Source organism: Rubrivirga marina (genome assembly GCF_002283365.1).
GTDB classification, from domain to species: Bacteria; Bacteroidota; Rhodothermia; order Rhodothermales; family Rubricoccaceae; genus Rubrivirga; species Rubrivirga marina.
This window is the reverse complement of record NZ_MQWD01000001.1, coordinates 750,955-777,371: the sequence shown is the minus strand read 5'-3', so window position 1 is coordinate 777,371 and position 26,417 is coordinate 750,955. Positions and strand designations below refer to the sequence as shown.

20 protein-coding genes are annotated in these 26,417 nt (G+C 71.4%); 2 read left to right on the top strand and 18 right to left on the bottom strand.

The annotated features are described in order from the left end of the window. Window positions 1-97 precede the first annotated feature (97 nt). The 12 genes from ftsA to BSZ37_RS03000 all read right to left on the bottom strand — a co-directional run bounded on the left by ftsA (window position 98) and on the right by BSZ37_RS03000 (window position 14,542). A complete protein-coding gene (ftsA, locus tag BSZ37_RS03055) occupies window positions 98-1,426 on the bottom strand; it encodes a cell division protein FtsA (RefSeq protein ID WP_095509128.1) in 1,329 nt (442 codons plus the stop codon). A 21-nt stretch (window positions 1,427-1,447) separates the two neighbouring features. After that, entirely contained in the window at window positions 1,448-2,266 is an 819-nt protein-coding gene (locus tag BSZ37_RS03050; RefSeq protein WP_095509127.1) for a cell division protein FtsQ/DivIB, read from the bottom strand. Further along, window positions 2,263-3,717, bottom strand: coding sequence for a UDP-N-acetylmuramate--L-alanine ligase (gene murC, locus BSZ37_RS03045; protein ID WP_095509126.1), 1,455 nt, complete (start codon window positions 3,715-3,717; stop codon window positions 2,263-2,265). The genes BSZ37_RS03050 and murC overlap by 4 nt, the downstream gene beginning before the upstream one ends. Beyond that, window positions 3,714-4,880 carry an undecaprenyldiphospho-muramoylpentapeptide beta-N-acetylglucosaminyltransferase gene (murG, locus tag BSZ37_RS03040; RefSeq protein WP_218830378.1) on the bottom strand — a complete coding sequence of 389 codons (1,167 nt, stop codon included), beginning with the start codon at window positions 4,878-4,880 and terminating at the stop codon, window positions 3,714-3,716. The genes murC and murG overlap by 4 nt, the downstream gene beginning before the upstream one ends. A 43-nt stretch (window positions 4,881-4,923) precedes the next feature. Continuing rightward, entirely contained in the window at window positions 4,924-6,066 is a 1,143-nt protein-coding gene (locus BSZ37_RS03035; RefSeq protein ID WP_095509125.1) for an FtsW/RodA/SpoVE family cell cycle protein, read from the bottom strand. Between the two features lie 41 nt (window positions 6,067-6,107). Beyond that, complete coding sequence (gene murD, locus BSZ37_RS03030) at window positions 6,108-7,610, bottom strand: UDP-N-acetylmuramoyl-L-alanine--D-glutamate ligase (RefSeq protein ID WP_095509124.1); 1,503 nt, start codon at window positions 7,608-7,610, stop codon at window positions 6,108-6,110. After that, a complete protein-coding gene (gene mraY, locus BSZ37_RS03025) occupies window positions 7,607-8,764 on the bottom strand; it encodes a phospho-N-acetylmuramoyl-pentapeptide-transferase (protein ID WP_095509123.1) in 1,158 nt (385 codons plus the stop codon). The genes murD and mraY overlap by 4 nt, the downstream gene beginning before the upstream one ends. After that, on the bottom strand, window positions 8,764-10,338 hold the full coding sequence (locus BSZ37_RS03020; RefSeq protein ID WP_095509122.1) for a UDP-N-acetylmuramoyl-L-alanyl-D-glutamate--2,6-diaminopimelate ligase: 1,575 nt from the start codon (window positions 10,336-10,338) through the stop codon (window positions 8,764-8,766). Before BSZ37_RS03020 ends, mraY begins: the two co-directional genes overlap by 1 nt. Then, window positions 10,335-12,371 carry a penicillin-binding transpeptidase domain-containing protein gene (locus BSZ37_RS03015; protein ID WP_143537545.1) on the bottom strand — a complete coding sequence of 679 codons (2,037 nt, stop codon included), beginning with the start codon at window positions 12,369-12,371 and terminating at the stop codon, window positions 10,335-10,337. The genes BSZ37_RS03020 and BSZ37_RS03015 overlap by 4 nt, the downstream gene beginning before the upstream one ends. Window positions 12,372-12,467: 96 nt before the next feature. Beyond that, complete coding sequence (locus BSZ37_RS03010; RefSeq protein ID WP_095509120.1) at window positions 12,468-12,929, bottom strand: hypothetical protein; 462 nt, start codon at window positions 12,927-12,929, stop codon at window positions 12,468-12,470. Window positions 12,930-13,003: 74 nt separating this feature from the next. Then, window positions 13,004-14,095 carry a 16S rRNA (cytosine(1402)-N(4))-methyltransferase RsmH gene (gene rsmH / locus BSZ37_RS03005; protein ID WP_095512296.1) on the bottom strand — a complete coding sequence of 364 codons (1,092 nt, stop codon included), beginning with the start codon at window positions 14,093-14,095 and terminating at the stop codon, window positions 13,004-13,006. Window positions 14,096-14,140: 45 nt separating this feature from the next. After that, a complete protein-coding gene (locus BSZ37_RS03000) occupies window positions 14,141-14,542 on the bottom strand; it encodes a division/cell wall cluster transcriptional repressor MraZ (RefSeq protein WP_245838593.1) in 402 nt (133 codons plus the stop codon). A 324-nt stretch (window positions 14,543-14,866) separates the two neighbouring features. Here BSZ37_RS03000 and BSZ37_RS02995 point away from each other — a divergent pair, with 324 nt between their 5' ends. Then, a complete protein-coding gene (locus BSZ37_RS02995) occupies window positions 14,867-15,556 on the top strand; it encodes a LexA family protein (protein ID WP_095509118.1) in 690 nt (229 codons plus the stop codon). Between the two features lie 65 nt (window positions 15,557-15,621). Here BSZ37_RS02995 and BSZ37_RS02990 read toward each other — a convergent pair whose 3' ends face one another. The 3 genes from BSZ37_RS02990 to BSZ37_RS02980 all read right to left on the bottom strand — a co-directional run bounded on the left by BSZ37_RS02990 (window position 15,622) and on the right by BSZ37_RS02980 (window position 18,577). Beyond that, the gene (locus BSZ37_RS02990) at window positions 15,622-16,818 is read right to left on the bottom strand and encodes a DUF819 family protein (protein WP_095509117.1); all 1,197 of its coding nucleotides are present in this window, start codon (window positions 16,816-16,818) and stop codon (window positions 15,622-15,624) included. A 143-nt stretch (window positions 16,819-16,961) separates the two neighbouring features. Then, the gene (gene fabF / locus BSZ37_RS02985) at window positions 16,962-18,224 is read right to left on the bottom strand and encodes a beta-ketoacyl-ACP synthase II (protein WP_095509116.1); all 1,263 of its coding nucleotides are present in this window, start codon (window positions 18,222-18,224) and stop codon (window positions 16,962-16,964) included. A 107-nt stretch (window positions 18,225-18,331) separates the two neighbouring features. Next, entirely contained in the window at window positions 18,332-18,577 is a 246-nt protein-coding gene (locus BSZ37_RS02980) for an acyl carrier protein (RefSeq protein WP_095509115.1), read from the bottom strand. Between the two features lie 257 nt (window positions 18,578-18,834). Here BSZ37_RS02980 and metK point away from each other — a divergent pair, with 257 nt between their 5' ends. Beyond that, window positions 18,835-20,049: a methionine adenosyltransferase gene (metK, locus tag BSZ37_RS02975; protein ID WP_095509114.1), complete on the top strand. Its 1,215-nt coding sequence runs from the start codon at window positions 18,835-18,837 to the stop codon at window positions 20,047-20,049. Window positions 20,050-20,397: 348 nt separating this feature from the next. Here the strand turns inward: metK and BSZ37_RS02970 are convergent, their stop codons facing one another. The 3 genes from BSZ37_RS02970 to BSZ37_RS02960 form a co-directional block, all read right to left on the bottom strand. After that, on the bottom strand, window positions 20,398-21,549 hold the full coding sequence (locus BSZ37_RS02970; RefSeq protein WP_143537544.1) for a YfaP family protein: 1,152 nt from the start codon (window positions 21,547-21,549) through the stop codon (window positions 20,398-20,400). Between the two features lie 75 nt (window positions 21,550-21,624). Next, complete coding sequence (locus BSZ37_RS02965; protein ID WP_095509112.1) at window positions 21,625-22,440, bottom strand: hypothetical protein; 816 nt, start codon at window positions 22,438-22,440, stop codon at window positions 21,625-21,627. A 222-nt stretch (window positions 22,441-22,662) separates the two neighbouring features. After that, complete coding sequence (locus BSZ37_RS02960) at window positions 22,663-26,190, bottom strand: leucine-rich repeat domain-containing protein (RefSeq protein WP_179299452.1); 3,528 nt, start codon at window positions 26,188-26,190, stop codon at window positions 22,663-22,665. Window positions 26,191-26,417 lie beyond the last annotated feature (227 nt).

Below are 26,417 nucleotides of genomic sequence, written 5' to 3'. Positions count from 1 at the left end.
GGTGTGTCTTGCCAGGGTTGTGAGGCGTCGGCAGGACAACCGGTAAGGTACCGGCTCCGCAGCCCTGCCGCGGGGGTGTTGATAAGTGGGGGGAGGCCTAGAGCTCGTCGAACCAGCTCCGCATGCGACTCGCGATTTTGTTCACGAGCCCGTCCGGGTCCGAGTCGTAGCCGTCGCCGAGGGCCTCGACGGGCTCGCGGGCCGGCTCCGGCGCGGTCGCGTCGTCCGTCTGGGGCGCGGGCGCGAGGAGCGAGGCCCCCCGGCCGGCGCCCGTCCGCAGCCCGTGGAGCACGAGGCCCACGCCGGTCGCGTACTTCGGGTCGTCGACCTCCTCGACGAGGCCGCCGGCGAGCCCGAGCGGGCGCCCGACGCGGGCCTCCAGCCCGAGGATCTCGGCCGCGAGCGCGGCCGTGCCCGGGATCAGCGCGCCGCCGCCCGTGAGGACGACGCCCGCCGAGAGGTGCCGACCGTAGCCCGACCGCTTGATCTCGATGGCCACGAACTCGAGGATCTCCTCGAGCCGCGGCTGGATGATCTGGGCCAGCGTCGACTGCCCGATCGACTTGTCCGGGCGCCCGCCGATGCCGGGGATCTGGATCTCCTGGTCGGCCTCGACCATGTCGACCAGGGCCACGCCGAACTCGCGCTTGAGCCGCTCGGCCTGGTCGTGGAGGATGCCGAGCCCCTTGCGGAGGTCGTCGGTCACCTTGTTGCCGGCGACGGCGACGACGGCCGTGTGGCGGATCGTCTTGTCCTCGAAGATGGCGATGTCGGTCGTCCCGCCACCGATGTCGACGAGGACCACACCGACCTCCTTCTCGTCGTCGTGGAGCACGGCGTGACTGCTCGCGAGCGGCTCCAGGACGATGTCATCGACCGCATACCCGGCCTTCTCGATGCATCGGTAGACGTTCTTCGCCGCCGACACCAGCCCGGTGATGATGTGGACGTTGGCCTCGAGCCGGACGCCGCTCATCCCGATCGGGTCGGCCACGCCGTCCTGCCCGTCGACGATGAACTCCTGCGGGAGCACGTGGAGGATCTCGCGGTCGGCCGGCATGGCGACGTGCTTCGTGTCCTCCAGGAGGCGGAGGACGTCGCCCTTGTCGATCTCGCCGCCCGCGACCGTGATCACGCCGCGACTCTGGAACGACTGGATGTGGTCGCCGGCGATGCCGACGACGACCGACTGGGTCTCGATGCCGGCGGAGTGCTCGGCCTCCGAGATCGCCCGCTTCACGGCGTCGACCGTCTTGTCGATGTTGACGACGACGCCGCGGTTGAGGCCCTCGGACTCGGCCACGCCGACGCCGCGGACGTGGATCCGGCCGAAGTCGTCGGCGCTCGCGACGACGGCGCAGATCTTGGTGGTTCCGATGTCGACGCCGACGACGACGCGGTCGCCGGCCAGTTCGGGGTGAGGCATGGTGTGTGGGGGAGGGTGGAGTTAGGCGGGAGGCGTCGAGGCCGCTGGAGCGGCGGCCTCGGTCGAGTCGGGGGCGGGGCCGCGCTCGCGCGTCACGACCTGGCCGTCGAAGCGGAGGTCGACGAGGTCGAACCGAACCTCGGGCTGGGGCAGGACGGCCTGGTCCCAGAAGGCGCGGAGCCGGCGGAGTTGGTCGGCGTGCTCGCCCGGCGTGGTCCCGAGGCGGACCGGGAGGCTGCCGTGGGCGGCGACGGGCGTGGTCCAGAGCGTCGGGCGGCGGCCCCACGCGACTTCGGACACGAGCGCCTGCGTCGCCTCGTCGGCCGTCGCGAGGGCGGCCAGGAACGAGCGGAGGCCGCCCGCGACCGGCTGGGTCGGGTGGTAGGGCGGGGCGCCGGTCAGCACGGGCACGTCGTAGACGGCCGGCGACGCGGCGGCGATGGGCATCGCGTAGCCCTCGGCGTCGAGGAAGTGGCTCTGGCGGCCCTCGGCGTCGAGCACGAGGGCGACCGGTACGCGCTCCTCGACGGCGATCCGGAGCGTCCCCGTCGGGAGGCGCCGCACGGACGCCGAAGCGACCCACGGGTGGGCCTGGACGCGGTCCTCCATGAGGGCCGGCGAGAGCGAGAACAGGGCGACCGAGTCGGGCTCGGCCCGCGTGAGGGCGGCCACCTCCGCCTCGGGCGCGTGCTCGGCCCCGACGACGGCGATGGCCTCGAGCGGGAGCGTCCGCTGCCAGACCCAGGCGGCGACGAGCCCGAGGGCGAGCACGACGAGCCCGAGGCCCCGGAGGACGCGGCGACGGCGATCGGCCGTTTTCTTGGTGCGTCGCGTGGTCATCGGTCGCCGACCGGCGTGGTGTCGCCGGTCTGGAGCTGGGTGAGGAACGATTCGCCAAAGCGCCACACGTCGCCGGCCCCCATCGTCACGACGAGGTCGCCGGGGTGGACGAGGCTGTGGAGGTGGGCCGGGAGCGCCCCCTTCTGCGAGACGTAGTGGACGTCGCGGTGGCCGTACTGGCGGGCGAGGTCGGCGATGGTCTTGCCACTCACGCCCTCGATGGGCTCCTCGCGCGCCGGGAACACGTCGGTGATGACGAGGACGTCGGCGTCGTAGAACGCGAGGGCGAACTCCTCGGCGAGGTCGCGGGTGCGGCTGTAGAGGTGCGGCTGGAAGACGGCCACGACGCGCCGGTCGCTCCACCCCCGCGCGGCGGCGGCCAGCGTGGCCTCGACCTCGGTCGGGTGGTGGGCGTAGTCGTCGACGACGAGGACGGTCCCGGTCTCGCCGTCCATCGTGACCTCGGCCTCGCCCTTGACCTGGAAGCGCCGGTCGACGCCCTGGTACGTGGCGAGCGCCTCGACGATGGTCTCGAACGGGACGCCAAGCTCGAGCCCGACCGCCACGGCCGCGAGGGCGTTGCGGACGTTGTGGAGGCCCGGCGCCTGCAGGACGACGGTGCCGAGACGCTCGACGCCTTCGTAGACGTCGAAGCGCGTCTCGGCACCGACCTGGTCCACGGTCTCGGCTCGGAGCGAGGCCTGGCGGCTCGTCCCGTAGGTGCGAACCGGGCGATGGATCCGCCCGAGCACGCTCCGCACGTTCTCGTCGTCGAGACAGAGAATCGCGGCGCCGAAGAAGGGGACCGAGTTCGCGAACTGGACGAACGCGTCCTTGATGTCGTCCAGGTCCTTGTAGATGTCGAGGTGGTCGGCCTCGATGTTGGTCACGACGGCGACGATGGGCGCCAGCCGGAGGAACGTCCGGTCGTACTCGTCGGCCTCGACGACGATGATCTCGCCACCGCCCGCGACCGCGTTCGACCCGAACACGGCCACCTTCCCGCCGACGATGATCGTCGGGTCGAGGTCGGCGTGCTGAGCCACGAGGCCCACCATCGTCGTCGTCGTCGTCTTCCCGTGCGTGCCCGCGATGCCGACGCCGCGCTTGGCGCGCATCAGCTCCCCGAGCATCTCGGACCGCTTGATGATGGGGATCAGCCGGCGCTGGGCCTCGGCCGTCTCGGGGTTCTCGTCCGGGTTCTTCACCGCCGACGAGTACACGACGACGTCGGCGTCCTGGACGTGCTCGGCCGCGTGGCCCTCGTAGATCGCGGCGCCGAGCTCTTCGAGCCGGGCCGTCACGTCGCTCTTCTTGAGGTCGGAGCCGGTGACCTCGAACCCGCGGTTCAGGAGCACCTCGGCGATCGACGACATCCCGATCCCGCCGATCCCCACCATGTGGATCCGGCGGACGGTGCCCATCTCTCCATGTTTGCGCGTCTCGCTCATCGGTCGCCTCGGGGCTCGGCCAGGGCCACGACGGCCTCGGCGATGGTGGCGGCGGCCTCGGGCCGCGCGATGGCGAGGGCCGCCTCGGTCATCCGCTGGCGCTCCTCGGCGTCGTGGAGGAGCGGCGGGACGACGTCGTCGAAGCGACGGGCGAGGTCGGTCTCGGGCAGGAGCACGGCCGCGCCGGCGTCGACGAGCGCGCGGGCGTTCTTCGTCTGGTGGTCGGCGGTGACGTTGGGGCTGGGGACGAGGACGGAGGGCGTACCGGTGACGGCCAATTCAGAGCAGGTGATGGCACCGGATCGGCACAGCGCGAGGTCGGCCGCGGCGTAGGCCAAGTCCATCCGGTCGAGGTAGGGGACGAGGCGGAGGCGCGGATGGTCCGGGACGGCCTCGCGGAGCGTGTCGTAGTAGCGCTTGCCGGCGGCCCAGAGCACGAACGTCTGCTCGTTCGCCAGGAGGCCCTCGATGGCCAGCTTGAGCGCGCCGTTGATGGGCCCGGCGCCGAGCGAGCCGCCCATGGCGAGGAGCACGTCGGTGCCCTCGGGCACGCCCCAGTGGGCACGCGCCTCGGCGCGGTCGACGCCCACGAGATCCTGGCGCACCGGGTTGCCCGAGACCGCCGTCTCGGCGCCCTCGAAGTAGGGCGCGGCGGCCTCGAAGGCGAGGAACACCTCGGAGGCGCGCTTCGCCAGCAGCTTGTTGGTGGCCCCGGCGTAGGCGTTCTGCTCTTGGAGCACGAGCGGGACCCCGCGCATCGACGCCACCAGCCCGACCGGGCCGCTCGCGTAGCCGCCCGTGCCCACGACCACGTCGGGCTCGAACGTGCCGACGAGCCGCCAGCTGTCCCAGAGGCCCTTGGCCAGCTTGAACGGGAACGCGAGGTTCCGCGCGATCGCCGAGGCGGACAGGCTCCGCTGGAAGCCGCTCACCGTCACGGCGCGGATCGGGTAGCCGGCCTTCGGGACGGCCTCCCACTCCATCCGGTCGCGCGTGCCGGCGAAGGCGACCGCGGCGTCCGGCCGAATCTGGCGGACGGCGTCGGCGATGGCGATGGCCGGGTAGACGTGCCCGCCCGTGCCGCCACAGGCGAACAGCACGCGCGGCGTCCCCGCCGGGAGGGCGGCGCGCGTGTCGGTCGTCGGGGGGGCGGTGGCGGTCACAAGGGGCGGGAGTCGGTCGGCCTCGGGGCCGAGGCGGAGGGAGCTAGGAGGTGGCGTGGCGCGAGACGTTGAGGAGGATCCCGACCATGGCACCGGTGGCGAGCATCGACGTGCCGCCGTAGCTGACGAACGGCATCGCCAGCCCGGTCACGGGCAGCAGTCCGCATGTGACCATGGCGTTGACGAACCCGCCGAGCACGACGGCCGTGGTCAGGCCGGTCGCCAAGAACAAGCCGAGCGGGTCCGGCGCGCCGCGTGCGACCCGGAGGAACCCCCGCCCGAGGATCCAGACGAACACGAACAGGACGAGCAGCGCGCCCACCAAACCGTACTCCTCGGCGATGATGGCGAGGATGAAGTCGTTGTACGGAGCCGGCAGAAAATCGCGCTGGACGCTCTTGCCCGGCCCCACGCCCGTCAGCCCGCCCATGGCGATGGCGATCCGGGCCTGGTCGGCCTGGTAGTTCTCGTCGGCGCCGGAGATCTCGACGGCCTCGTTGTTCGAGGCGAACAGCTCGATCCCGGTCCACGCCTCCATCCGCGCCGCCCGCTGCGGCGACGAGGCGAGGAACCCGACGGCGAGGATCAGCCCGGCCAGCCCGACGGCCGCCATGTGGAGCACCTTCACGCGGCCCACGAACAGCATCGCGCCCATCGTCATGGAGAGGACGGCCGCCGTCGACAAATCCTCCATCCCGATGAGCAGCACCGTCGGCGCGATCCACACCAGGAGCGGGACGAACCCGCGCGTCACGTCGCCGATGTAGTCCTGCTTCCTCGCGAGCAGGACGGCCACGTGGAGCACGAGCGCCACCTTCGCGAGGTCCGACGGCTGGAACGAGATGGGCCCGAGCTCCAGCCACCGCTGCGCCCCGTTCGTCACGGCGCCGAGCGCCTGGACGGCCACGAGCAGCCCGAGCGACCCGATGAGGGCCACCTTCGACAGCCGCGCGAGCCAGCGGTAGTTGACGAGCGACATCACGCCGACGACGCCGAGCGCCAGCCCCACCCGGAGGAGGTGCCGGAACAGGAACCGCTCGGTGTCGCCGCCCGACTTCGTCTCGGCCAGGAACGAGATGGCCGAGTACACCGCGATCACGCCCATCGCGCTCAGCGCGAGGACGGCCCAGATCACGGCCCGGTCGGCGGGTCGGCGTGGGAGCTGTGCAGTAGCGGCGGTGGCCATCGGAGTCGAGTCGGTCGGCCTCGGCGTCGAGGCGGGCGGGGCTAGAGGGCGTGGACGAGGCGCTTGAAGGTGTCGCCGCGGTCCTCGTAGTTCTCGTACATGTCGAACGAGGCGCACGCGGGGCTGAGGAGGACCGTGTCGCCGGGCTCGGCCATGAGCTGGGCGTACTGGATGGCCTCCTCCATCGAGTCGGCGCGGGCGACGCGGCCGGTGTGCGGGCCGAGCTCCTGCTCGATGGCGTCGGCGCCCTCGCCGATCGCCACGATCCCCCTGACGCGCTCCTCGACGAGGCGCTTGAGCGGCTCGTAGTCGTTGCCCTTGTCGCGCCCGCCCGCGATCAGCACCACCTTCGGCCCGTCGGGCGCGGGGAAGCTCTCGAGCGCGTACCAGACGGCGTTGACGTTCGTCGCCTTCGAGTCGTTGACGAACCGGACGCCGCCGACCGTCCGGACGGTCTCGAGGCGGTGCGGCACGCCTTCGAAGGACGTGAGGCTCTCGCGGACCACGTCGCTCCGGATCTCGACGGCCCGGGCCACGATGGCCGAGGCGAGCGAGTTGTAGAGGTTGTGGCGCCCGCGGAGCGCGAGGTCGGACGTGGGCATGAGGTCCTCGGATCTGAGCATGGTGGGGGACGCACCGAGCCCGTCGGGGCTGGTGCCGAGTGCGGGGAGGTCCAGGACGATGTGCCCGTCGCGCACGAAGGCGCCGGGCGAGGGCTCGCCGTCGGCCGAGAAGGCGACGGGGGCGAGCCCGCGCTCGGCGGACCACTGCAGGACGTGCTCGCGGACGCGGGCGTCGTCGTGGTTGTAGACCAGCCAGTCGGACGACTGGAGGTTGGCGAACAGGCGGAACTTGGCCGCCGCGTACCGCTCGAGCTGGTGCCCGTAGCGGTCGAGGTGGTCGGGCGTCACGTTCAACAACACCGCGACGTGCGGCCGGAACGTGACGACGTGGTCGAGCTGGAACGACGACACCTCGAGGACCACCACCGTGTCCTCGTCGACGTCGTCGACGTAGTCCGAGAGCGGGTAGCCGATGTTGCCGGCGACGACGTGCTTGCGGCCGTCGACGGCGCAGAGGTGCGCGATGAGCGAGGTCGTCGTCGTCTTCCCGTTCGAGCCGGTCACGGCCACGATCGGCCCGCGGCAGAACCAGCTCGCGACCTCGAGCTCGGCGTAGACCGATTTCTTCTGCCGCAGCGCCGACTGGACGAGGTTCGTCGTCGTCGGCACCCCCGGGCTCAGGACGAGCCAGTCGGCGTCGAGCGCGCGGGGCGTGTGGCCGCCGAACTCGCTCGTGACCCCGTCCTTCTTCAGGCTCTCGGCCACGCCCGCCTCGGCGGGGTGGTGGTCGGTGAGGAACACGGTGGCGCCGCGGCGCGCGAGGAGGCGGGCGACGGCGAGGCCCGACCGGGCGCCGCCGACGACCGTCACGCGGGCGCCCTTCACCGAGTCGCGGAGCGCCTCGGCCGTGGGCACGGTGCCCCCGAACCCGGGCAGCGCCTCGGGCCGGATCGGCGGGAGCAGGGGCGTGGCCGCGCTCATCGGATCCGGAAGAGGAACATGGCCAGGATCGAGAGCAGCGCCGTCACGATCCAGAACCGGATCACGATCTTCGACTCGTGCACCCCGAGGGCCTCGTAGTGGTGGTGCAGCGGCGCCATCCGGAAGACCCGGCGCCCCTCGCCGTACCGCTTCCGCGTGTACTTGAACCACACGGTCTGGATGATGACGCTCAGCGTCTCGGCGAAGAAGATGGCGCCGACCACCGGGAGGTACAGCTCCTTCTTGATCAGGATCGCGAGCGTGCCGATCGCCGCGCCGAGCGCGAGGCTCCCGGTGTCGCCCATGAAGACCTGCGCCGGGTGCCCGTTGTACCACAGGAACCCGAAGCACGCCGCCGACAGCGCCGCGCCGAAGATCACGAGCTCGCCCGTGCCCGGGAGGTAGATGTCGTTGACGAACGCCGAGAGGTTCGCGTTGCCCGTGATGTACGTCATCCCGATGAGGGCGAGCGTCGCGAACGCCGCGGTCCCGGCCGTCAGCCCGTCGAGGCCGTCGGTGAGGTTCACCGCGTTCGACACGCCCGTGAGGATGAACGTGATGACGGGGATGTAGATGATCCAGCCCACCTCGGTCCCGACGAGGGGCGAGAGGAAGTCGTAGTCGATGCCGCCGTCGGGGACGAACGGGAGCGACGTGAACGTGTCGGAGTGCCCGTCGTCGGGGAGCACGAACACGATGAGGAGCGCGACCAAGACGCCGAGCGAGAGCTGGCCGGCCAGCTTCACCTTCGGCGCGATGCCCTCCTTGTTCTTCTTGACCACCTTGATGTAGTCGTCGGCGAAGCCGAAGGCGCCCATCCAGAGCGTCGCGCCGAGCGCGACCCAGACGTAGGCGTTCGTGAGGTCGCCCCAGAGGAGCACGCCGACGGCGAGCGCCAGCAGGAGGATGACGCCGCCCATCGTGGGCGTCCCGGCCTTGTGCGCATGGCTCACGGCGCCGGCGTCCTCGCCCTCGCGGATCGTCTCGCCGATCTGCCGGGTCCGGAGCGCGCGGATCATCTTCTTGCCGGCGAACAGGGCCACGAGCAGGGCCGTCCCGGCCGCCAGCCCGGCGCGGACCGTCGAGAACTGGAAGACCTGGAAGCCCGGCGGCGCGAAGGTCCGCTCGATCCACTCGAAGAGGAGGTACAGCACTAGAGGGCCTCGGCTCGGGTGGTGAGGGCGTCGCGGAGCGCCTCGCGGTCGTCGAAGTGACGGCGCTCGGTCCCGACGATCTGGTACGTCTCGTGCCCCTTGCCCGCGACGACGACCACGTCGCCCGGCTCGGCCCGCTCGGCCGCCGCGGCGATGGCCGCCGCGCGGTCGGTGATGCGGAGGGCGGCGTCGGGACGCTCCAGCCCGGCCTCGACATCGTCGAGGATGGCGTCGGGGGCTTCCGTCCGCGGGTTGTCGGAGGTGATCACGACGCGGTCGGCGATCCGTTCGGCGACCCGGGCCATGAGCGGGCGCTTCCCGGCGTCGCGGTCGCCGCCGCAGCCGAACACGGCCCAGAGCCGGCGGCCCTCGGGCACGATCTCGCGAGCGGTCTGGAGGACGTTGTCGAGCGCGTCCGGCGTGTGCGCGTAGTCGACCACGCCGAGGACGCCGCCGGCGCGGACCGTCTCGAACCGGCCGGGCACGCCGGGCGCCTCGGCGAGCGCGTCGAGGCAGGCGGACTCGGCAAAACCGAGCGCGACGCCGGTCGCGTACGCTGCGGCGAGGTTCAGGGCGTTGAACCGGCCCGCCATCCGGAACCGCCGCTCGACGCCGCCGAGGCGGAGCGTGAGGCCGTCGACGGCGTTCTCGATCACCTCGACGCGGACGTCGACGCCCGCCGACGTGCCGTAGGTCACGACGCGTGCGGCGGTGCCGGCCGTCATCCGCGTGTGCGCCGGGTCGTCGCCGTTGACGACGGCGACGGCGTCGGCGCCGAGGCCGTCGAATAGGCGCTTCTTGGCCGCCTCGTACTCGGCGAACGTCCGGTGGTAGTCGAGGTGGTCCTGCGTAAGGTTCGTAAAGACGGCGACGCGGAAGGGCAGCGTGCGGACGCGGTCGAGGGCGAGCCCGTGGCTCGAAACCTCCATCGCGGCATGGGAGCAGCCGGCCTCGACCATCGCCCGCAACAGGCGCTGGAGGGCCGGCGCCTCGGGCGTCGTGAACTGCGTTGCGTAGCGCTCGGCGCCGATCCGGTTCTCGACGGTCCCGACGAGGCCGGCGGTCTGACCGAGCGAGGTCAACAGATGGTGAAGCAGGAAGACCGTCGTGGTCTTGCCGTTCGTGCCGGTCACGCCGAGGAGGGCGAGCGCGTCGCCGGGCCGCCCGTAGACGTCCGCCGCGATCTCCGCCAGCGCGGCTCTCGAATCCGTTGCCGGAACGAGAGCCGCGCCGGGGAGACGCTCACCCTTCCCCAAGGGTACCGGGGCCGACGCCGCCTCGGGGCGTCCCTGCAGCCACTCGTCGGAGACGAGGACCGCCGAGGCGCCGCGCGCGAGCGCGTCGTCGACGAAGTCGTGGCCGTCACGGCCCGTGTGGGTATCGGCGGAGATGGCCGCGAACACAACCCCGGGGGCCGCGCGGCGGCTGTCAATCGTGACGTCCTGGATGAGCGCGTCCGTCGGGCCGGCGACGTCGCCGGCGAGGAGGCCGCGCTCGCGCAGCCGCGTCGCCAACTCGGCGAGCGCGACGGGCGCGTTGTGGACCGCGGGGGCCTGGTCGTGGAGCGCGCTCATCGTCTCGAGGCGGTGAGCGCGACCGTCGCGGGCAGCGGGCGCGCCGGGGCGACGGACTGGCGGCGGACGACGCCGTGCCCGCGGACGCGGGCGTCGACGCCGAGCGAGCGGAGCCACGCGACGGCCTCGCGGACGCTCCGACCGCGGAGGTCGGGCATCCGGCCCTCGGCCACCTCGTCGGAGGCGTCGAGGCGGAGTGGGTCGCGGAGGTCGAGCGAGTCGGTCTCGACGCGCGCGGAGACGGTCCGCCACGGGAGGTCCTCGTCGTAGCGCACGCGGAGGCCCTCGGCGCGGGCGCGCTGGGCGGCGAGCGTGGCCGGGAGCCCGTCGATGTCGGGGACGAGCGCGCCGGTCCGCGCGGCGATCATCCCGGACGGCGCCACGCGCTCGGCGATCGTCGGAAACGTGCCGATCCAGCGGCGTGCCGTAGCGCCGAAGATGGGCGCGGCGACGGTCCCACCCCCGTAGCCGTTCGTCGGTCGGTCGAGGACGATGGCGAGCACGACCTCGGGGTCCTCGACCGGGAACATCCCGACGAACGAGGCCCGGTACGTCCGCGAGTAGCCGCCGCCGACGGCGCGCTGTGCCGTGCCCGTCTTGCCGGCGATCCGGAGGCCCTCGACGGCCGCCCGCTCCGCCGTGCCGTCCTCGCTGACGACGGCCTCGAAGTGGGGCATCAGCCGCTCGGCCGTCTCGGCGCGGAACGCGCGGCGGACCGAGTCCTGCGGCGCCTGCCACACGACGCGCCCGGTCGCCGGGTCGCGCCGCTCGGCCACGATAAAGGGGCGAACGAGGAGGCCGCCGTTGGCGAACGCGCTGTAGGCGACGGCCAGCTGGAGCGGCGTCACCTCGACGCCGTAGCCGCGGCTCATCGACGTCAGCGTGGCCCCGCTCCAGTCCTCCGGCTTGCGGAGGGAGCCGGCCACCTCGCCGGGGAGGTCGACGAACGTGGGCTGGCCGAAGCCGAGGTCGCGGGCGGCCTCGTACAGCGGGCCCGGCCCGATCCGCTGGGCCGCCAGCGCCATCGCGATGTTCGACGACTTGGCGATGGCCTGGGCGAACGTGATCCGGCCGTAGGCGTGGGCGTCCTGGACCGTCCGCCCGTGGAAGACGTGCCAGCCGGCGCCGGTGTCGAACACGTCCTCCGGCGCGACGGCCCCGCTCTCGACGGCGGCGATGGCCGTGACCAGCTTGAACGTCGAGCCCGGCTCGATCCGGTCGACGACGGCGTGGTTGCGGCGGGCGGCGTCGGAGTAGGCCCCGGCGCGGTTCGGGTCGTACGTCGGGACGTTCGCCATCGCGAGGATCGCGCCCGTCTTGGGGTCGAGGGCGACGGCCGTGCCCCAGGCGGCCCCGGCCGCCTCGACGCCGCGGGCGAGCTCCTCCTCGAGGATCGCCTGCCGCACGAGGTCGATGGTCAGGACCACGTTGTCGCCCTGGCGCGGCTCCACGCGCGTCCCGCCGACGACGGCGCGAACGTGGCCGCGGCGGTCGCGCTGGACGGCCTGCCGGCCGGGCGCGCCCTGGAGCGCCTCGTCGAGCGTCATCTCGAGGCCGGCCACCCCGCGGAGGTCGCGCGTGACGTGGCCGAGCACGTGGGCCGCTCGCGCGCCGTAGTTGTAGCGCCGCTGGTACGAGCCCTGGACGATGAGCCCGCGGAAGCCGCCCGCGTCGAGGGCCTCCTTCGACGCCTCGTCGAGGTCACGCACGAGGACGACGTACTGGCGGCTGGACCGGTTGGCGACGCGCTGGCGGAAGTGGCTCGTGCCCCGGCCCGTGAGCTCGCCGAGGAGGGCGTAGAGCTCGTCGGCCCGCTCCTCGAAGCCGGCGACCGTCGGGTCGGCCGCCACTTCGAACCGCGCCGTGTTGACGACGAGCGCCCGGCCGCGGCGGTCGAGGATCGCGCCCCGCTGCGCCGCGAGCTCGATCACGCTCTCCGACTGCCGCTCGCCCTGCGCGCGCAGCTCGTCGCCGTCCGCGAGGTGGATCCGGACGAGCTGCGCGGCCACGAGGACCGGCAGCGCCAGGAGCACCACGAAGACGCCGTAGAGGCGGGTGAGGATGGAGTCGCGAGCGGCGATGGGAGGCAGGGGCTACGTGAGGAGGCGCCTTACGGGGCGCCGAGTCGGCTAGTCGTCGAGGCGGATCGTGGGGCCGTAGGCGATGCCTTCTTCGAGGCCGAGGGCGGCCGCCTCGGACATGACGGCGCGGGGGCCCATCATCCGGTCGACGTCGCCTTGGAGGCGCTGGTGCGTCAGGCGGAGCCGCTCGTTGTCGCGGCGGGCCTCCTGGAGCGCGTCGAGCGTGGCGCGCGTGGCGTAGGCGTGGCCGAGGAAAAGGGTGAGCACGAGGCAGACCGCCAGCGTCGTCAGCCCGAAGCGGAGGCTGGGGACGGCGTCGAGCGGCCGTGCCCGGCGGATCTTCTTCTCCGCCTCCTTCTTGGCCTTCTTGGCGCCGGCCTTCGCCCGCTTCGCCCCGCCGACGAGCTTCGAAGGCGGCGACGCCGGGAGGTCGGTCCAGCCCGGGAGCGGCGCACGCGAGGTGGCCGTTCGTTTGGACGCGCGCTTCGGCTTGGAGGCTGTCGTGGGCATGGCGTGGTGGGGAGCAGTGGAGGGCGAGGCCCGGAGGCGGGGGCGGATGGGCCGGCTGATGCCGCGCGGTCCGCTCACGCTCCCGGGCGTCGCTCGGAGGGTCCGGGGGGAGTCTGCTTTTCGGCGACGCGGAGGCGGGCGCTCCGCGCGCGGGGGTTGCGGGCGATCTCGGCGTCGCTCGCGGTGACGGGCTTCCGGGTGACCGGGGCCCACGGGGTGATCGGGTTGCCGTAGAAGTCTTTCTCGACCTGCGCCGTGAACCGGCCGGTCTTGAGGAACTGCTTGGCCCGGCGGTCTTCGAGGCTGTGGTAGGACATGACCGCGAGGCGGCCCCCGTCTGCCAGCACGTCGAGCGCGGCCGGGAGCGCCCGCTCCAGAACGTCCATCTCGCCGTTGACGGCGATCCGGAGCGCCTGGAAGACGCGGGCCAACGACTTCACCTCCTCGCGCGTCGGCACCGAGGCGCGGACGGCGTCGGCCAGCTCGGCGGTCGTCGTGGGGGCGGCCTTCTTGATCGCGCGCGCGATCGCACGCGAGCGGCGCTCCTCGCCGTACTGATAGATGACGTCGGCCAGCGCGTCGGCGTCGAGACGAGCGATGAGGTCGGCGGCGGTCTCACCCGCCTCGGTGCCGCCGGCGGCCATCCGCATGTCGAGCGGACCCTCGGCGGAAAACGCGAAGCCGCGCGTGGCCTCGTCGATCTGGTGGCTGCTCACGCCGAGGTCGAGGAGTACGCCGGTCGCGGGGCGGTCGTGGGCTGGCCCCAGCCCGGCCCGGCCGAGCAGCGCGCCGAGGTCGCCGAAGTTGCCTTCGAGCGCGACGAAGCGGCCGGCGGCTTCGGCGTCGGCCAGTCGAGCGCGCGCCGTCGCCAGCGCCTCCGGGTCCTGGTCGATGCCGACGACGAGGGCGCCCTCGCCGAGCGCGTCGAGGAGCGCGGCCGAGTGGCCGCCGCCGCCGAGCGTTCCGTCGACGTAGAGGCCGGCCGGGTCGGTGATGAGGAGGTCGAGCGTCTCGGCCGCCAGCACCGGGGCGTGGTAGGCCGTGGCGTAGCGGAGCGCATCCACACCGCCGCCCCCCTGCGCGCCGTCGGCGCCCACGTCGGAGCCGGGCCCGACGCGAGGGACGTCGGAGCGGTCGGCGCGGCGCGGGCGGCGAGGGCGGGTCATGGAGGGGACGGCGGTCATGGATACATAGGTGGGATCTCCGGGGGGTTAGATCCCGCCCATCACTCGCTCCGCGAGCGACTCGTAGGACTCGTCTTGGTCGTTGAGGTGGGCCTGGAACACGTCGGGGTCCCAGACCTCGATGCGGTCGAAGGCCCCGATGACGAGGGCCTTGCTCCCGGTCTGCAGCCCGGCGAAGTCGATGAGGTTCTTCGGGAGCCCGACGCGTCCCTGCCCATCGAGCGTGAGTTCGTCCGCCCACATGGCGATGGTCCGGACGAAGTCGCGGTTGGCCGCGACGAACTGGTTCTTTTCCCGGACGGCCTCTTCGATCTCCTCCCACACGTTGAGGGGGTAGAGGAAGACGCAGCGCTCGATCCCGCGGGTGGCCACGAAGGTCTCCTTGGCGTCCGGGCTGAGCGCCCGTCGCATCTTCGCCGGGACGGGCATTCGGCCCTTCCCGTCGATGGAGTTCTCCGCTTGTCCTTTAAAACCGGCCACGGCCGGGAGGGTGTGTGCGCAGAAGGGGCCGCCAGGCTGTGGGGCGGATTCCCCACTTTTCCCCACTGCTCCCCCAAAGTACCCCACCCCCTCAAAAATGGCCCAAACGGCCCGTTTTTGTGGATAAGTCCCGTCGTTCCTCACCTGCCTTCACCTCCAAACGCCCTCTGAATGGCCAAAAGTGAAAATGATTTCACCCTGTTTGGGAGGCGGGTGAAAATGATTTCACCGTGCTAGCTTGCCGTCAGGAGATCCCCTAGCCCCTCCGTCACGATGCCCGCCTCCTCCGCCCGCCCCGCCCTGACCGAGCGGCAGAACCAGGTCTACGAATTCCTGCGCACGTACGTCCGCCGCAACGGGAAGCCGCCGACGATCAAGGAGATCGGTCAGAGCCTCGGCATCAAGTCGACGAACGGCGTCTACAAGATGCTCGTGGTCTTGGAGGAGAAGGGCTACATCACGCGGACGAAGCACGAGGCGCGCGGCATCGAGCTCGTCGATGAGGAGCGGGGCTACGACGCCGACGAACCCCCCGGCGTCCTCATGCTCAAGCTGAAGGAGGGCGTCGGGCGGCGGGCGCGGATGATGACGTCGGAGACGGCCGACCACCCGCTCCCGCGCTCGCGCCGTCCGCTCCTCGTCGACCCCGCGCTGCTCCCCGACGACGTCGACCTCGACGACTGCCTCGGCGTCCGCGTCGGCGACGACGGGATGAACGGGGCCGGCGTTCGGAAGGGCGACCTCGTGGTGGTCGAGGAGCGGGACTGGCGAGACGTCCCGAACGGGGCGATGGCCGCGGTCCTGTTCTACGACCACGTGGTGGTCCGCCAGTTCGAGGTCGTCAACGACCGGCTCCACTTCCGCGCCGCCGACCGGACCTACGCCGACGAGACGGTCCGCCCCGACGACCCGGAGTACTTCGTCCTCGGCCGGGCGCTCGCGGTGATGCGGGCGCTGGGGTAAGTGCAGACGGGGAAGTTCAGCGTTCGGCGCGTGTCGCTGCTACCGACGAACTCTGAACCCTGAACTCACCCGCCCAGCTGACCGAGCATCCAGGCGCAGCCGAGGGCGGCGTAGATGCCCAGGACGTAGCCGGCCACGGCCATCAGCAGGCCGACGGGCGCCATCGCGGGGAGGTACACCCCGGCCACGATCGGCGCCGAGGCGGCCCCCCCCACGTTCGCCATCGAGCCCGTCGCCACGAAGAAGAGTGGGGCCTTGAGCAGCTTCGCCGCGAGGAACAGGAGGCTGATGTGGACGGCCAGCCAGACGACGCCCATCAGGAGGTAGGACGGCGCCTGGAGGACGGCGGCGAGGTCGGCCGTCGCGCCGATCGACGTGAGGAGCAGGTAGAGCGCGGCGAACCCGATCCGGCTGGCGCCGTCGGGCTCGAGCTGGCGCATCGGCGTGAACGAGAGGGCGAGCCCGGCCGTGACGGCGAGGAGGACGGCCCACGTCCCGCCCGAGATGATCGTGGGGTCGCCGAGCGTGGGGAGCAGCCCGCCGAGCACGCGCGAGAGGACGGCCGCGCCGAAGCCGAGGCCGACGATCATGGCCACGGTCGCCGTCGTCGACGGTCGCCGCGAGGTGTCCATGGCCTGGAGCGTGGCGTTGACGCGGTCGATGGCCGCCGTGTCGGCGCCGACCCAGCGGTCGAACCGGGCCTGGTAGCCCGAGAGGAACAGGAGGACCGCCATCCACCCGTAGCCCACGACCGTGTCGACGACGATGATCGGTGCGAGCCCGGCGTCGCTCAGCCCGACCGACTCCTTGAGCGCCAGCATGTTGGCCGTGCCGCCGATCCACGAGCCGGAGAGCGCGGCCATCCCCTTCCACGTCTCCGGGTCACCGATGAACTGCCCGACGGCGAGGTAGGCGATGGGCCCGCCGATCACGATGCCGAGCGTGCCGACGAGCATCATCGCCAGCGCGAGGGGCCCGAGGCTGAAGATCGCGCGGAGGTCGATCGTGATCATCAGCAGGAACAGCGCGAACGGGAGCAGCACGTAGCTGAACCAGTCGTAGGCCGGGTTCGAGGCCGGCGTCACGCCTGCCGTCGTGAGGAGCATGGGCACGAAGTACGCCCAGATCACCGGCGGGACGACGTCGAACAGCTTCTCCAGTGCGGCCACGCGCGAGAGCGCGAACACGCCAGCGAGCACGGCCGCTAGGAGGGCGGCGACCTGGGTGGGCTCGGTGATGAGGGCGGCCTCGGCGGGGTCCATGCGCGGTCGGGAAGGGGAGCCGCGAAGATAGGCGGACCCTCTCGCCGAGGGCGGTCCGCCTCGGGACCTCCGTGGCGGGACTGAAACAGCACGGGGCGGCAGGCCATCGCCCACCGCCCCCGCGGAACTCGAACGGAGCGGGCCTACTCGTCCTCGACCTTCTCGAACACGACGCACGTGTTGTGCCCGCCGAACCCGAACGCGTTCGAGAGCGCCACCTTCACGTCGCGGTCCTGGGGCTCGTTGAACGTGTAGTTGAGGTCGCAGGCCGGGTCCGGCGTCTCGAAGTTGATGGTCGGCGGGATCCGGCCGTTCGTGATGGCGAGGATCGAGGCGATGGCCTCCACGGCGCCGGCGGCGCCGAGGAGGTGGCCCGTCATCGACTTCGTCGACGACAGGTTCATGTCGTAGGCGTGCTCGCCGAAGACGGCCTTGATCGCCTTCGTCTCGGCCACGTCGCCGAGCGGGGTGCTCGTCCCGTGCATGTTGAGGTAGTCGACGGCCTCGGGCGCGACGCCGGCCGTCTGGAGCGCCTGCTCCATGGCCAGCTTGGCGCCCAGCCCCTCGGGGTGGGGGGCCGAGATGTGGTGGGCGTCGGCCGACATGCCGAGGCCGGTGACCTCGGCGTAGATCTTGGCGCCTCGGGCCTTGGCGTGCTCGTAGTCCTCGAGGACGAGCGAGCCGGCGCCCTCGCCCATCACGAACCCGTCCCGGCCCGCGTCGAACGGACGGGAGGCGTGGAGCGGGTCGTCGTTCTGGGTCGAGAGCGCCTTCATGTTGCCGAACCCGCCCAGGCCGACCTCGGTGATGCTCGCGTCGGTCCCGCCGGCCACCATGACGTCGGCGAGGCCGGCCTTGATGACCATCCAGGCGTCGCCGATCGCGTTGTTCGAGGTCGCGCAGGCCGAGACCGTCGCGTAGTTCGGCCCGTGGAGGCCGTGGCGCATCGAGATCAGGCCGGGCGCCATGTCGATAATCATCATCGGCACGAAGAACGGGCTGAGCCGGCGCGGCCCGTGCTCGGCGTACTCCACGACCTGGTCCTGGAACAGCTTCATCCCGCCGATCCCGGAGCCCATCACCACGCCCATCCGCGTCTTCTCCTCGGCGTCGAGCGCCTCGGTGTCGATGCCGGCGTCGCGGAGCGACTCGTCGGCGGCGACGATGGCGTACTGGGCAAACGGGTCGAGCCGGCGGGCCTCCTTCCGGTCGAGGTAGTCGCCGGGGTCGAAGTCGGAGACCTCGCAGGCGAACCGCGTCGGGTACTCGCTGGCGTCGAAGTGGGTGATGGGGCCGGCGCCGCTCTGGCCCTCCATCATGGCGTCCCAGAAGGCGGGGACCGAGTGGCCGAGCGGCGTGATCGCGCCGAGGCCGGTGACAACGACGCGGCGGTCGGAGAACGACATGGGGGAGGGGCGAGCGGGCGCCGCGGACGCGGCGCGATACAAAACCGGCGGTGCGCTGTGGGGCGCCCCGCCGGCAAGAGACTCAGAGCGAAGGGCCGACGAGAACGCTAGCCTTCCTTGTTGGCCTCGACGTAGTCGATGGCGTCGCCGACGGTGGCGATGTTCTCGGCGTCTTCGTCGGGGATGGTCATGTCGAACTCTTTCTCGAACTCCATGATGAGCTCGACGGTGTCGAGGGAGTCCGCGCCAAGGTCGTTGGTGAACGAGGCCTCGCGCGTGATGTCGGCTTGGTCGACGCCGAGCTTCTCGACGATGATCTCCTTGATGCGCTGTTCGGTGGACTCGGCGGCCATGGGGGGTGGGTCGGGTAGAGGGGGCGGGCGCGAAACGGCGCCATGAGGGCGGGAAAGCTACGCCAGCCGGCCGGGGCGGGCAATCGGCCCGGCGGTCCGAGGGGCCGGACGGGGCGGTGGCGGCCCTCCTTACGCACGCCCCCCGCCGCAGATTCCCGGAAGACGCGGTTGAGGCCATCGGCAGGGGGGCGAATCCGACGCCGAGGCGGACGGGGTGCCGCTACCTTCGTCGCCCACGTCCTCCCGTTGCGTTTCCCATGGCGATCCTCTTCACCTCCGAGTCGGTCTCGGAAGGCCACCCCGACAAGGTCGCGGACCAGATCTCCGACGCCCTCCTCGACGCGTTCCTCGCCGGCGACCCGCGCAGCCGCTGCGCCATCGAGACCCTCTGCACGACCGGCCTCGTCGTCGTCTCGGGCGAGGTCACGAGCGACACCTACGTCGACGTCCAGGAGGTCGTCCGCCGGACGATCGAGGAGATCGGCTACACCGACCCGCTCCTCCAGTTCGACGCCCGGAGCTGCGGCGTCCTGGTCTCGATCCACGAGCAGTCGGCCGACATCGCGCAGGGCGTCGACGACGACCGCGGGCTCCACGCCGAGCAGGGCGCCGGCGATCAGGGCATGATGTTCGGCTACGCCACGCGCGAGGACGAGGAGACGCTCATGCCGCTGGCGCTCATGCTGAGCCACCGGCTGGTCAAGCGGCTCGCCGACATCCGGAAGGCCGGGGAGGTGATGACCTACCTCCGGCCCGACGCCAAGAGCCAGGTGACCATCGAATATGAGGCCGACGGCCGGACGCCCAAGCGGGTCCACACCGTCGTCCTCTCGACCCAGCACGACGAGATCGACCCGGACGATGATGGCGCGTCGCTGGCCCAGATCAAGGCCGACGTCCGCGAGCACGTCCTCCCACACGTCCTCCCGGCGGAGCTCGTCGACGACGGCCTCGTGCTCCACGTCAACCCGACCGGGACGTTCGTCATCGGCGGGCCGCACGGCGACACCGGCCTCACGGGCCGGAAGATCATCGTCGACACGTACGGCGGGAAGGGGGCACACGGCGGCGGCGCGTTCTCGGGCAAGGACCCCTCGAAGGTGGACCGCTCTGCGGCCTACGCCACGCGCCACGTCGCCAAGAACCTCGTGGCGGCCGGGCTCGCCGACGAGGCGCTCGTCCAGGTGGCCTACGCGATCGGCGTGGCCGACCCCGTCTCGATCCGCGTCGACACGAACGGGACGGCGCAGCACGGGCTCACCGACGCCCAACTGGCCGCGCTCGTGACCGAGCACGTCGACCTCCGGCCAGCGGCCATCATCGAGCGGTTCGGGCTCATCGACTCCGACGGCGACGTCCGCCCGCGCTACCGCCGGACGGCGGCCTACGGCCACTTCGGCCGCGACGCGTTCCCGTGGGAGCGGCTCGACCTCGTCGAGACCCTCACCGAGGCGGCCCAGGCGACGGCCTGACCGAGCCCTCCTGAACACGTGAGGCCGCCGGCCCCGTACAGCTGGGGTCGGCGGCCTCGACGCCGGAGGACCGGCCCGTTCCCACCACAGAAAAGGCCGGCCCCGGAGGGGAAGGGAGGGTCCCCAGTGAGCCGCTAACAGAATCGGCCGCCGCACAGGCTGCCCACATCATGGGATCACACGATTTGTTCGGCGCTGTCGGGCCGTCGGGGCAGCTAGGCGAGCGAGGTGCATGCCATCGAGTCGGCGCCCTCGCCAGCGAAGCCCAGTTCCTCAACCTCCTACGCGATCTTCTGCTGGCCCAGCCGCCGCCGTCCGACGTGGGGCGGCGGCGGTCGGAGCCCGAGGTCAGAACGGTCCGGCCACTTTCAGCCCGGGCTGTGCGGGGCGAGAGCGGACCCTAAGTGCCCTGGCAGACTGGCGGGCGATCCCGTCGGGCGAGAACGCCGTGACGAATACCCTCTCGCCATTAGCGACCGAGCCGGAGAAGGTCCGGGTGTGCCCAAACGCCTGCACGAGCACGGTGAACGACGCTGGGCTCGGCCCCGAATAGTGATCAACGGAGACCGCGTAAGTCCCTCTCGGTGCCTGCCCTGTGGGCCAGAAAACGTTCTTGGGCCCCTCGCCGTCAGTGTCGTCAACGTCGAGCTGGCCTCCGGAGCTTGAGGTCGGTTGCCCGTAGTAGATCGTCTCCCCGGTCGGATCCGAAACGTAGAGGTCGAGGTCGGCCGTGTTCGTCCACTTTAGCGTGACCTGTACGTCACCCGACCCCGTGTCGAGCGCCGCCAGCATAGTGAGCACCAGATCGCGCAGCCTCTCCGACGTGGCCGAATCGTACGCGAGCAAGGCGGTATCGACGAGGGCGACTCCGCACGCGACGGCGTTCATCCCCAAGCATTGGGCCCAGTCCGTGGTCGCGTTATAGATGCGGATGGCCGTCCCTGCGAGGCCCGCATCCCATGTCAGGGACGCGAATCCCACGGCGGCTCCATTGACCGCTGCGACGGCGGCCGTCGCCAGGGCAACGGCCGCGGAGGTCGCTCTGGCGAACGTCACGACGGCCGCGGTGACGTCAACGTCGGCGCTGACGCGGAGGCCGTTCGCTAAGCCGTCGGTGAGATCGCTGAGGTTGATCTCCGCGATGTCGACATCGCGCTGAAACGACATCTCCCCATTCGGGAGAAGCAAGGCCACGTCGACGAGGCCGGGCCGGTAGTTCGCGAACGCGAGGACTGCCCCCTGCGCGTGAAGTGTCTGGGGGAGCCCATCTTCGCCGAAGAGGACTGTGGTGGTGGTGCTGTCCGGTGCGACAAACGTGCCGCCCGTGAGCACCCCCGAATCGGGGTCGAAGATGGGAGCCGCATAGGAGCCGTCCGGATGAACGACGACAAGTGGTGACTCCGGAGCGTTTTCTACGACCGCCAGCCCGATCTCTTGGCTGTCGGAGGGCTCGGCGTCCGGGGAGGTACCGCTTGGTTCGATGAGGTCACAGCCGGGCACCGAGACCAGCAGAACGTGGAGGGCATGGAACGTGGCATGGAAGAGGTTTGAACTCTGGACGGCTAGACCGGCAGGCTAGAACAGGACCCCGACCCGGACGAGGTGGAGCCGATCGAGCTGCGTGTAGTCGCTGGCCTCGGTGACCACGCCGACGAGGTCGCCCACGGATTCGAGCGGGGTCGAGTCGGTACGCGTGGTCCGAAGCGTGTAGCCGAGGATGGCGCCGAGGTCCGTGCCGAGGACGCCGTCGAGCTTGGCCTGCAAGGTGAGCGTGCTCGTGCGGAGGCCGTACGCATCGACCCCATCGCCCTCGGCGCCGCCGAGCTGGTTGCTGGCCTCGAGCGGGTCGAAGTCGGCCCGGGCGCCGGCGCCGAGTGTCAGGGACGCCGAGCCGGTGAGGGCACTGGCGAGGGGGAGCCCTTCGAGCGGGACTTCGGCCTCGGCGCCGCCGCCAACGCGGAGCGCGGCCAGCCCGAGGTGGAGCGTCTCGATATCGTCCTCGTCGGGCTCGACGCCGTCCGCCAGTGAGGGCTCCACGCGGAAGTACCGGTAGCCGAGCTCGACCCCGAGAGGCACGAACAGGTTCACCGTGACGTCCTCGCCCAGTGTCGCGATCGGGAGGCGGCCCGCCGAGGCGAGGTCGGCGCCGAGCGCGCTCGCCTTGGTCGAGTCGCCCTCCGCCGCCGAGGGTTGGACGTCGGTCCCATAGAACACATGGAACAAGCCGGTGGCGCTGTAGAACCCGGCGGCGTACACGTCGCTGTCGAACGTGTAGGCGGGCGCGTTGTCGCCGAGGGCGTACTCGACGGCGTAGCCGCCGGCGCCGACGTTGACCTGGGCGGCCGGGGCGGTCGCGAGGACGAGGGCGAGGAGGAGCAGGCAGGGGCGCATGCCAGAGAACCGGGGGAAGGTCATGGAGCGGGGGGGTGAAGACGGTGGAGTCAGTCGGTGGCGCCGCCGCCTCAATGGGCGGCGGCGCCCGAGCCGGCCCCTTCCCACCACGAAGGGGGCCGACGGGAAACAGAAAGGGGAAGGGTGAGACCGTGAGGAGGGCTCGCGCACGGCCGCCAGTCGCAGCCCGGCGCGAGTCCTCCTCGGGCCTTCGGACCGCGGTTAGCGGACCACCGTGACGCGGCGCGCGATGCGCTCCCGCTCGGTGGCGAGGCGGAGCACGTACACGCCGGGCGCGAGGGCCGAGGCGTCGAAGGCGACCTCGTGGGCGCCGGGCACGAGCGGCCCGTCGACGAGCCGCGCGACCTCGCGGCCGAGCACGTCGTACACGCCGAGGCGGACGGACTCGGCCGGTCCGACCTCGACGGTCACCGTGCCGCGGCCTGCGACGGGGTTGGGCGCGACGTGAAGGGCGAAGCGGGCCTCGGGGCCGTCGGCCGCGTCGACGTCGCCGGCCGTCGTAAACACGGCGGGCGCCGTCCAAGCCCCGGTCGTCCCGCCGTCGACGCCGGCGACACGCCAGGCGTAGGTCGTGCCCGGAACGAGCGTCCCGTCGGGGACCGTGGCCTCGGTGCCCTCGACGACCTGGTCGAAGACGACCTCAGCCGTGTCGCTCGCCCGGCGCGAGGCGTCGAACCCGTCGCGGGCCACCTGGACGCGGTACGAGCCGGTCCCGGCGAAGTCGGTCCAGTCGAGCGTCGGCGTCAGCGACACGTCCTCGGCGCCGTCGGCCGGGCCGTCGCCCTCCACGACGTCGCCCGACGGCCGCCCGAAGGACACGTTGTCGAGAATTTCGACCGGGTTCGCGGCGGTCTGCCCGTCACAGCAGTCGTAGGCGACGGCGCCGTCAATGACGAGCCGGCCCACCGGGACGTCCGACACGACGCCGACGAACGTCGGGTCGCCGGGGGGCACCTCGAACGCGCCCAGCGCCTCCCCGCCGGCGCCGTATACCCTCACGGAGACCGGGTCGTCTTCGCCGTCCGCGCCGCGGTTGTTGTACGTGTACACGTCGAGCCCGGCCGCGGTGACGCCGCCGCTGGGGAAATCGACTCGCGTCTCCTCGACGATGACGTTCGTCATCAAGGCCTTCGTCGGCGAGAACGAGTCGATGAGCAAGAGCTCCGCCTGGCCACGACCCGTCGTGAACTGGACGCCGGGGAGGATGTCGCCGGGCTCGAAGCAGTCCGAATCGCTCGTCGCGTCTACGAGGGGGCGGCAGATCGCCGAGTTCTCGCCTTCCGGGATCCGCCCCTCTTCAAACGTTTCGGTGGGGAGGCCGGGAGCCGCCGCCTCGAACTCAGCGCGCGACGTGAACACCTCCGGGCTGGACGCCTCGCAGACCTGGTCGGCCCCCTGGACGTTCTCGATCCCCGACAGCCACGACTGGAAGGCTTCCGTATCCGGCACGCACAGGTCCGTCTCCTCGAAGTGAAACCAGTCTAGAGACAGACCGGTCAGGTCGGTCGGGAGCGGCCCGGCGAGCGAGTTGTAGGAGACCAGTAGAAACTCGAGGTTGCCCAGTTGCCCGAGCTCGGCCGGGACCGGCCCGGTTAACTCGTTGTAGTGAAGAGAGAGGTCTCTCAGGCTGCTGATCTGCCCGAGCTCGGGGGGGATGGGGCCGGTCAGCTGGTTGATGTACAGCCACATCGTCTCGAGGGCCTGAAGCTGTCCGAGCTCGGCCGGGATCTCTCCGGTCAGTTGGTTCACGTCGAGGTAGAGGCGCTCCAGGCGGCTCAACTGCCCGAGCTCCGACGGAATTTCTCCGGTCAGTTGATTCTTGCTCAGCTCCAGCCGGGTCAACTGGCTCAGCTGTCCGAGCTCGGCCGGGATCTCACCACTCAGCTGGTTTTCGTCGAGCTCCAGGCGCACCAGGGTGACGAGTTGTCCGAGCTGCGACGGGATCGCCCCGGAGAGCTCGTTCTGGTCGAGCCAGAGCTCTAGCAGGTCGGAGAGCTGCCCGAGCTCCTCCGGGATCTCCCCACTCAATTGGTTCTGATCCAGAAACAGGTAAGTCAGGGCATCGAGTCGGCCGAGCTCGTTGGGGAGGGCCCCAGTGAGCTGGTTGTCGTACAGGGCCAGATGAGTGAGCGAAGAGAGACCCCCAATCTCTGTGGGGATCGGCCCGCTCAGCTCGTTTCCAAAGGCGTACAGGCGCTCCAGGCGGCTCATCTGGCCGATCTCGGCCGGGAGCGACCCGCTGAGCTGGTTCTCGTTGAGGCTGATGCGGGTGACGCGCCCGCCCTCGACCGTCACGCCGTGCCACGACGCGACCGGGCCCGTGAGCCAGTTCTCGTCGGTCGTCCAGTTTGGACCGCCGGTGGCCTCGTAGAGCGCGACGAGGGCGAGTGAGTCCTGGGCGAGGCCGTCGCCTCCTGCTCCACAGGTCAGCCCCGACCGCTCCAGGTTCTCGATCGTCGCCAGCCAGGCCTCGAACGCGGCGTCGTCCGGCGTGCAGAGGGCCGTGCCGTCGTAGGTAAACGTGACGAGCGGGAGGCCGATCAGCGACAGCGGCAGCGGCCCGCCGACAGTGGGGTTCTGGTCGAGGTAGAGGTAGGCCAGCCCGTCGCGCTGGCCGAGCGACGCCGGGACGGGCCCGGACAGCTCGTTCCCCCAGAGGTACAGCTCCTTGAGCGCGGGTAGGTCGCCGACCCACGACGGGATCGGCCCCGTGAGGTCGTTGCCGCCGAGCGCGAAGAGCCAGACGGAGTCGAGGGCGCTGAGCGCGTCGGGGATCGGCCCCGTGAGCGCGTTGACCGTGAGGGCGAGCCGCTCGAGCTGGCCCAGCTGCCCGAGCTCCTCCGGGATCGTCCCCGAGAGCTCGTTGAGCGCGAGGTAGAGCCAGACGAGCCGGTCGAGGTGGCCGAGGCTAGCCGGGATCTCCCCGGTCAGCGAGTTGGAGTTGAGAGCTAGGAACTCGAGGTTGCCCAGCTGGCCGAGCTCGGCCGGGATCGAGCCGGTGAGCGCGTTCTCGTAGAGGTACAGCATCACGAGGTCGCTCAGCTGACCCAGTTCGGTCGGGATCGACCCCGACAGCTGGTTCCCGTTCAGCAAGAGGTAACGGAGGGACGCCAGCTGGCCCAGTTCGGCCGGGATCGAGCCGGTAAGGTCGTTGCGCTCCAGGTTGAGCTCGATGAGGGCCGTCAGCTGCCCGAGCGCCGTCGGGATCCCCCCGGACAGGGCGTTGTCGCCCAGGGCGAGGATCCGGAGCCCGGCAAGCGAGCCGAGCTCCGCGGGGATCGGGCCCTCGAGCTGGTTGTCCCAGAGGTAGAGCTCGGCCAGGGCGAGGAGCTGCCCGAGGTCGGCCGGGATCGTGCCGCTCAACCCGTTCTGTGCCAGGCCGAGGGCCACGACGCGGTCGCCCGACACGGTCACGCCGTGCCACGACGCGACCGGGCCCGTGAGCCAGTTGTCGTCGTTCGTCCAGCCCGGACCGTTGGTGGCCTCATAGAACGCGACGAGGGCGAGCGAGTCCTGCTCGACAACGGCCGCGCTGGCGGCCGTCGACCGGCGAGCAGGTGGGGCCAGCGGGCTCTCGAGGGTCGGCGGCGACGGGCCCGGCGTGAGCTCGGCCGGGGTCACCCGCCCCGCCTCGGCCCGGTGGCCCACCGAGGCGGGCGGGGCCTGAGCGAGGGCAGGGAGTGTCAGGAGGAGAGAGAGGGCGGAGAGGACGTGTACCCGTCGGGTCATATGTGAGCGCGTGCAGGTGAGCGGCTGGGGCGCAGGGCCCCCGAGCCCTGACGTGGGAGCTTGTGGCTTCGCCTCCGTGCCGTCAGAACGGGGGAGATCAAGCCTATCGAGCTTCCAGGCGTCGAGCATAGGCAGCTTCTGCCCATATCCGGTCGTGCGATCGCACGACTCTCACGTAGAGAGGCCGCCCTGCCCCCTTGGGTTGAGGCTCCAAGAGCGTCGTCATT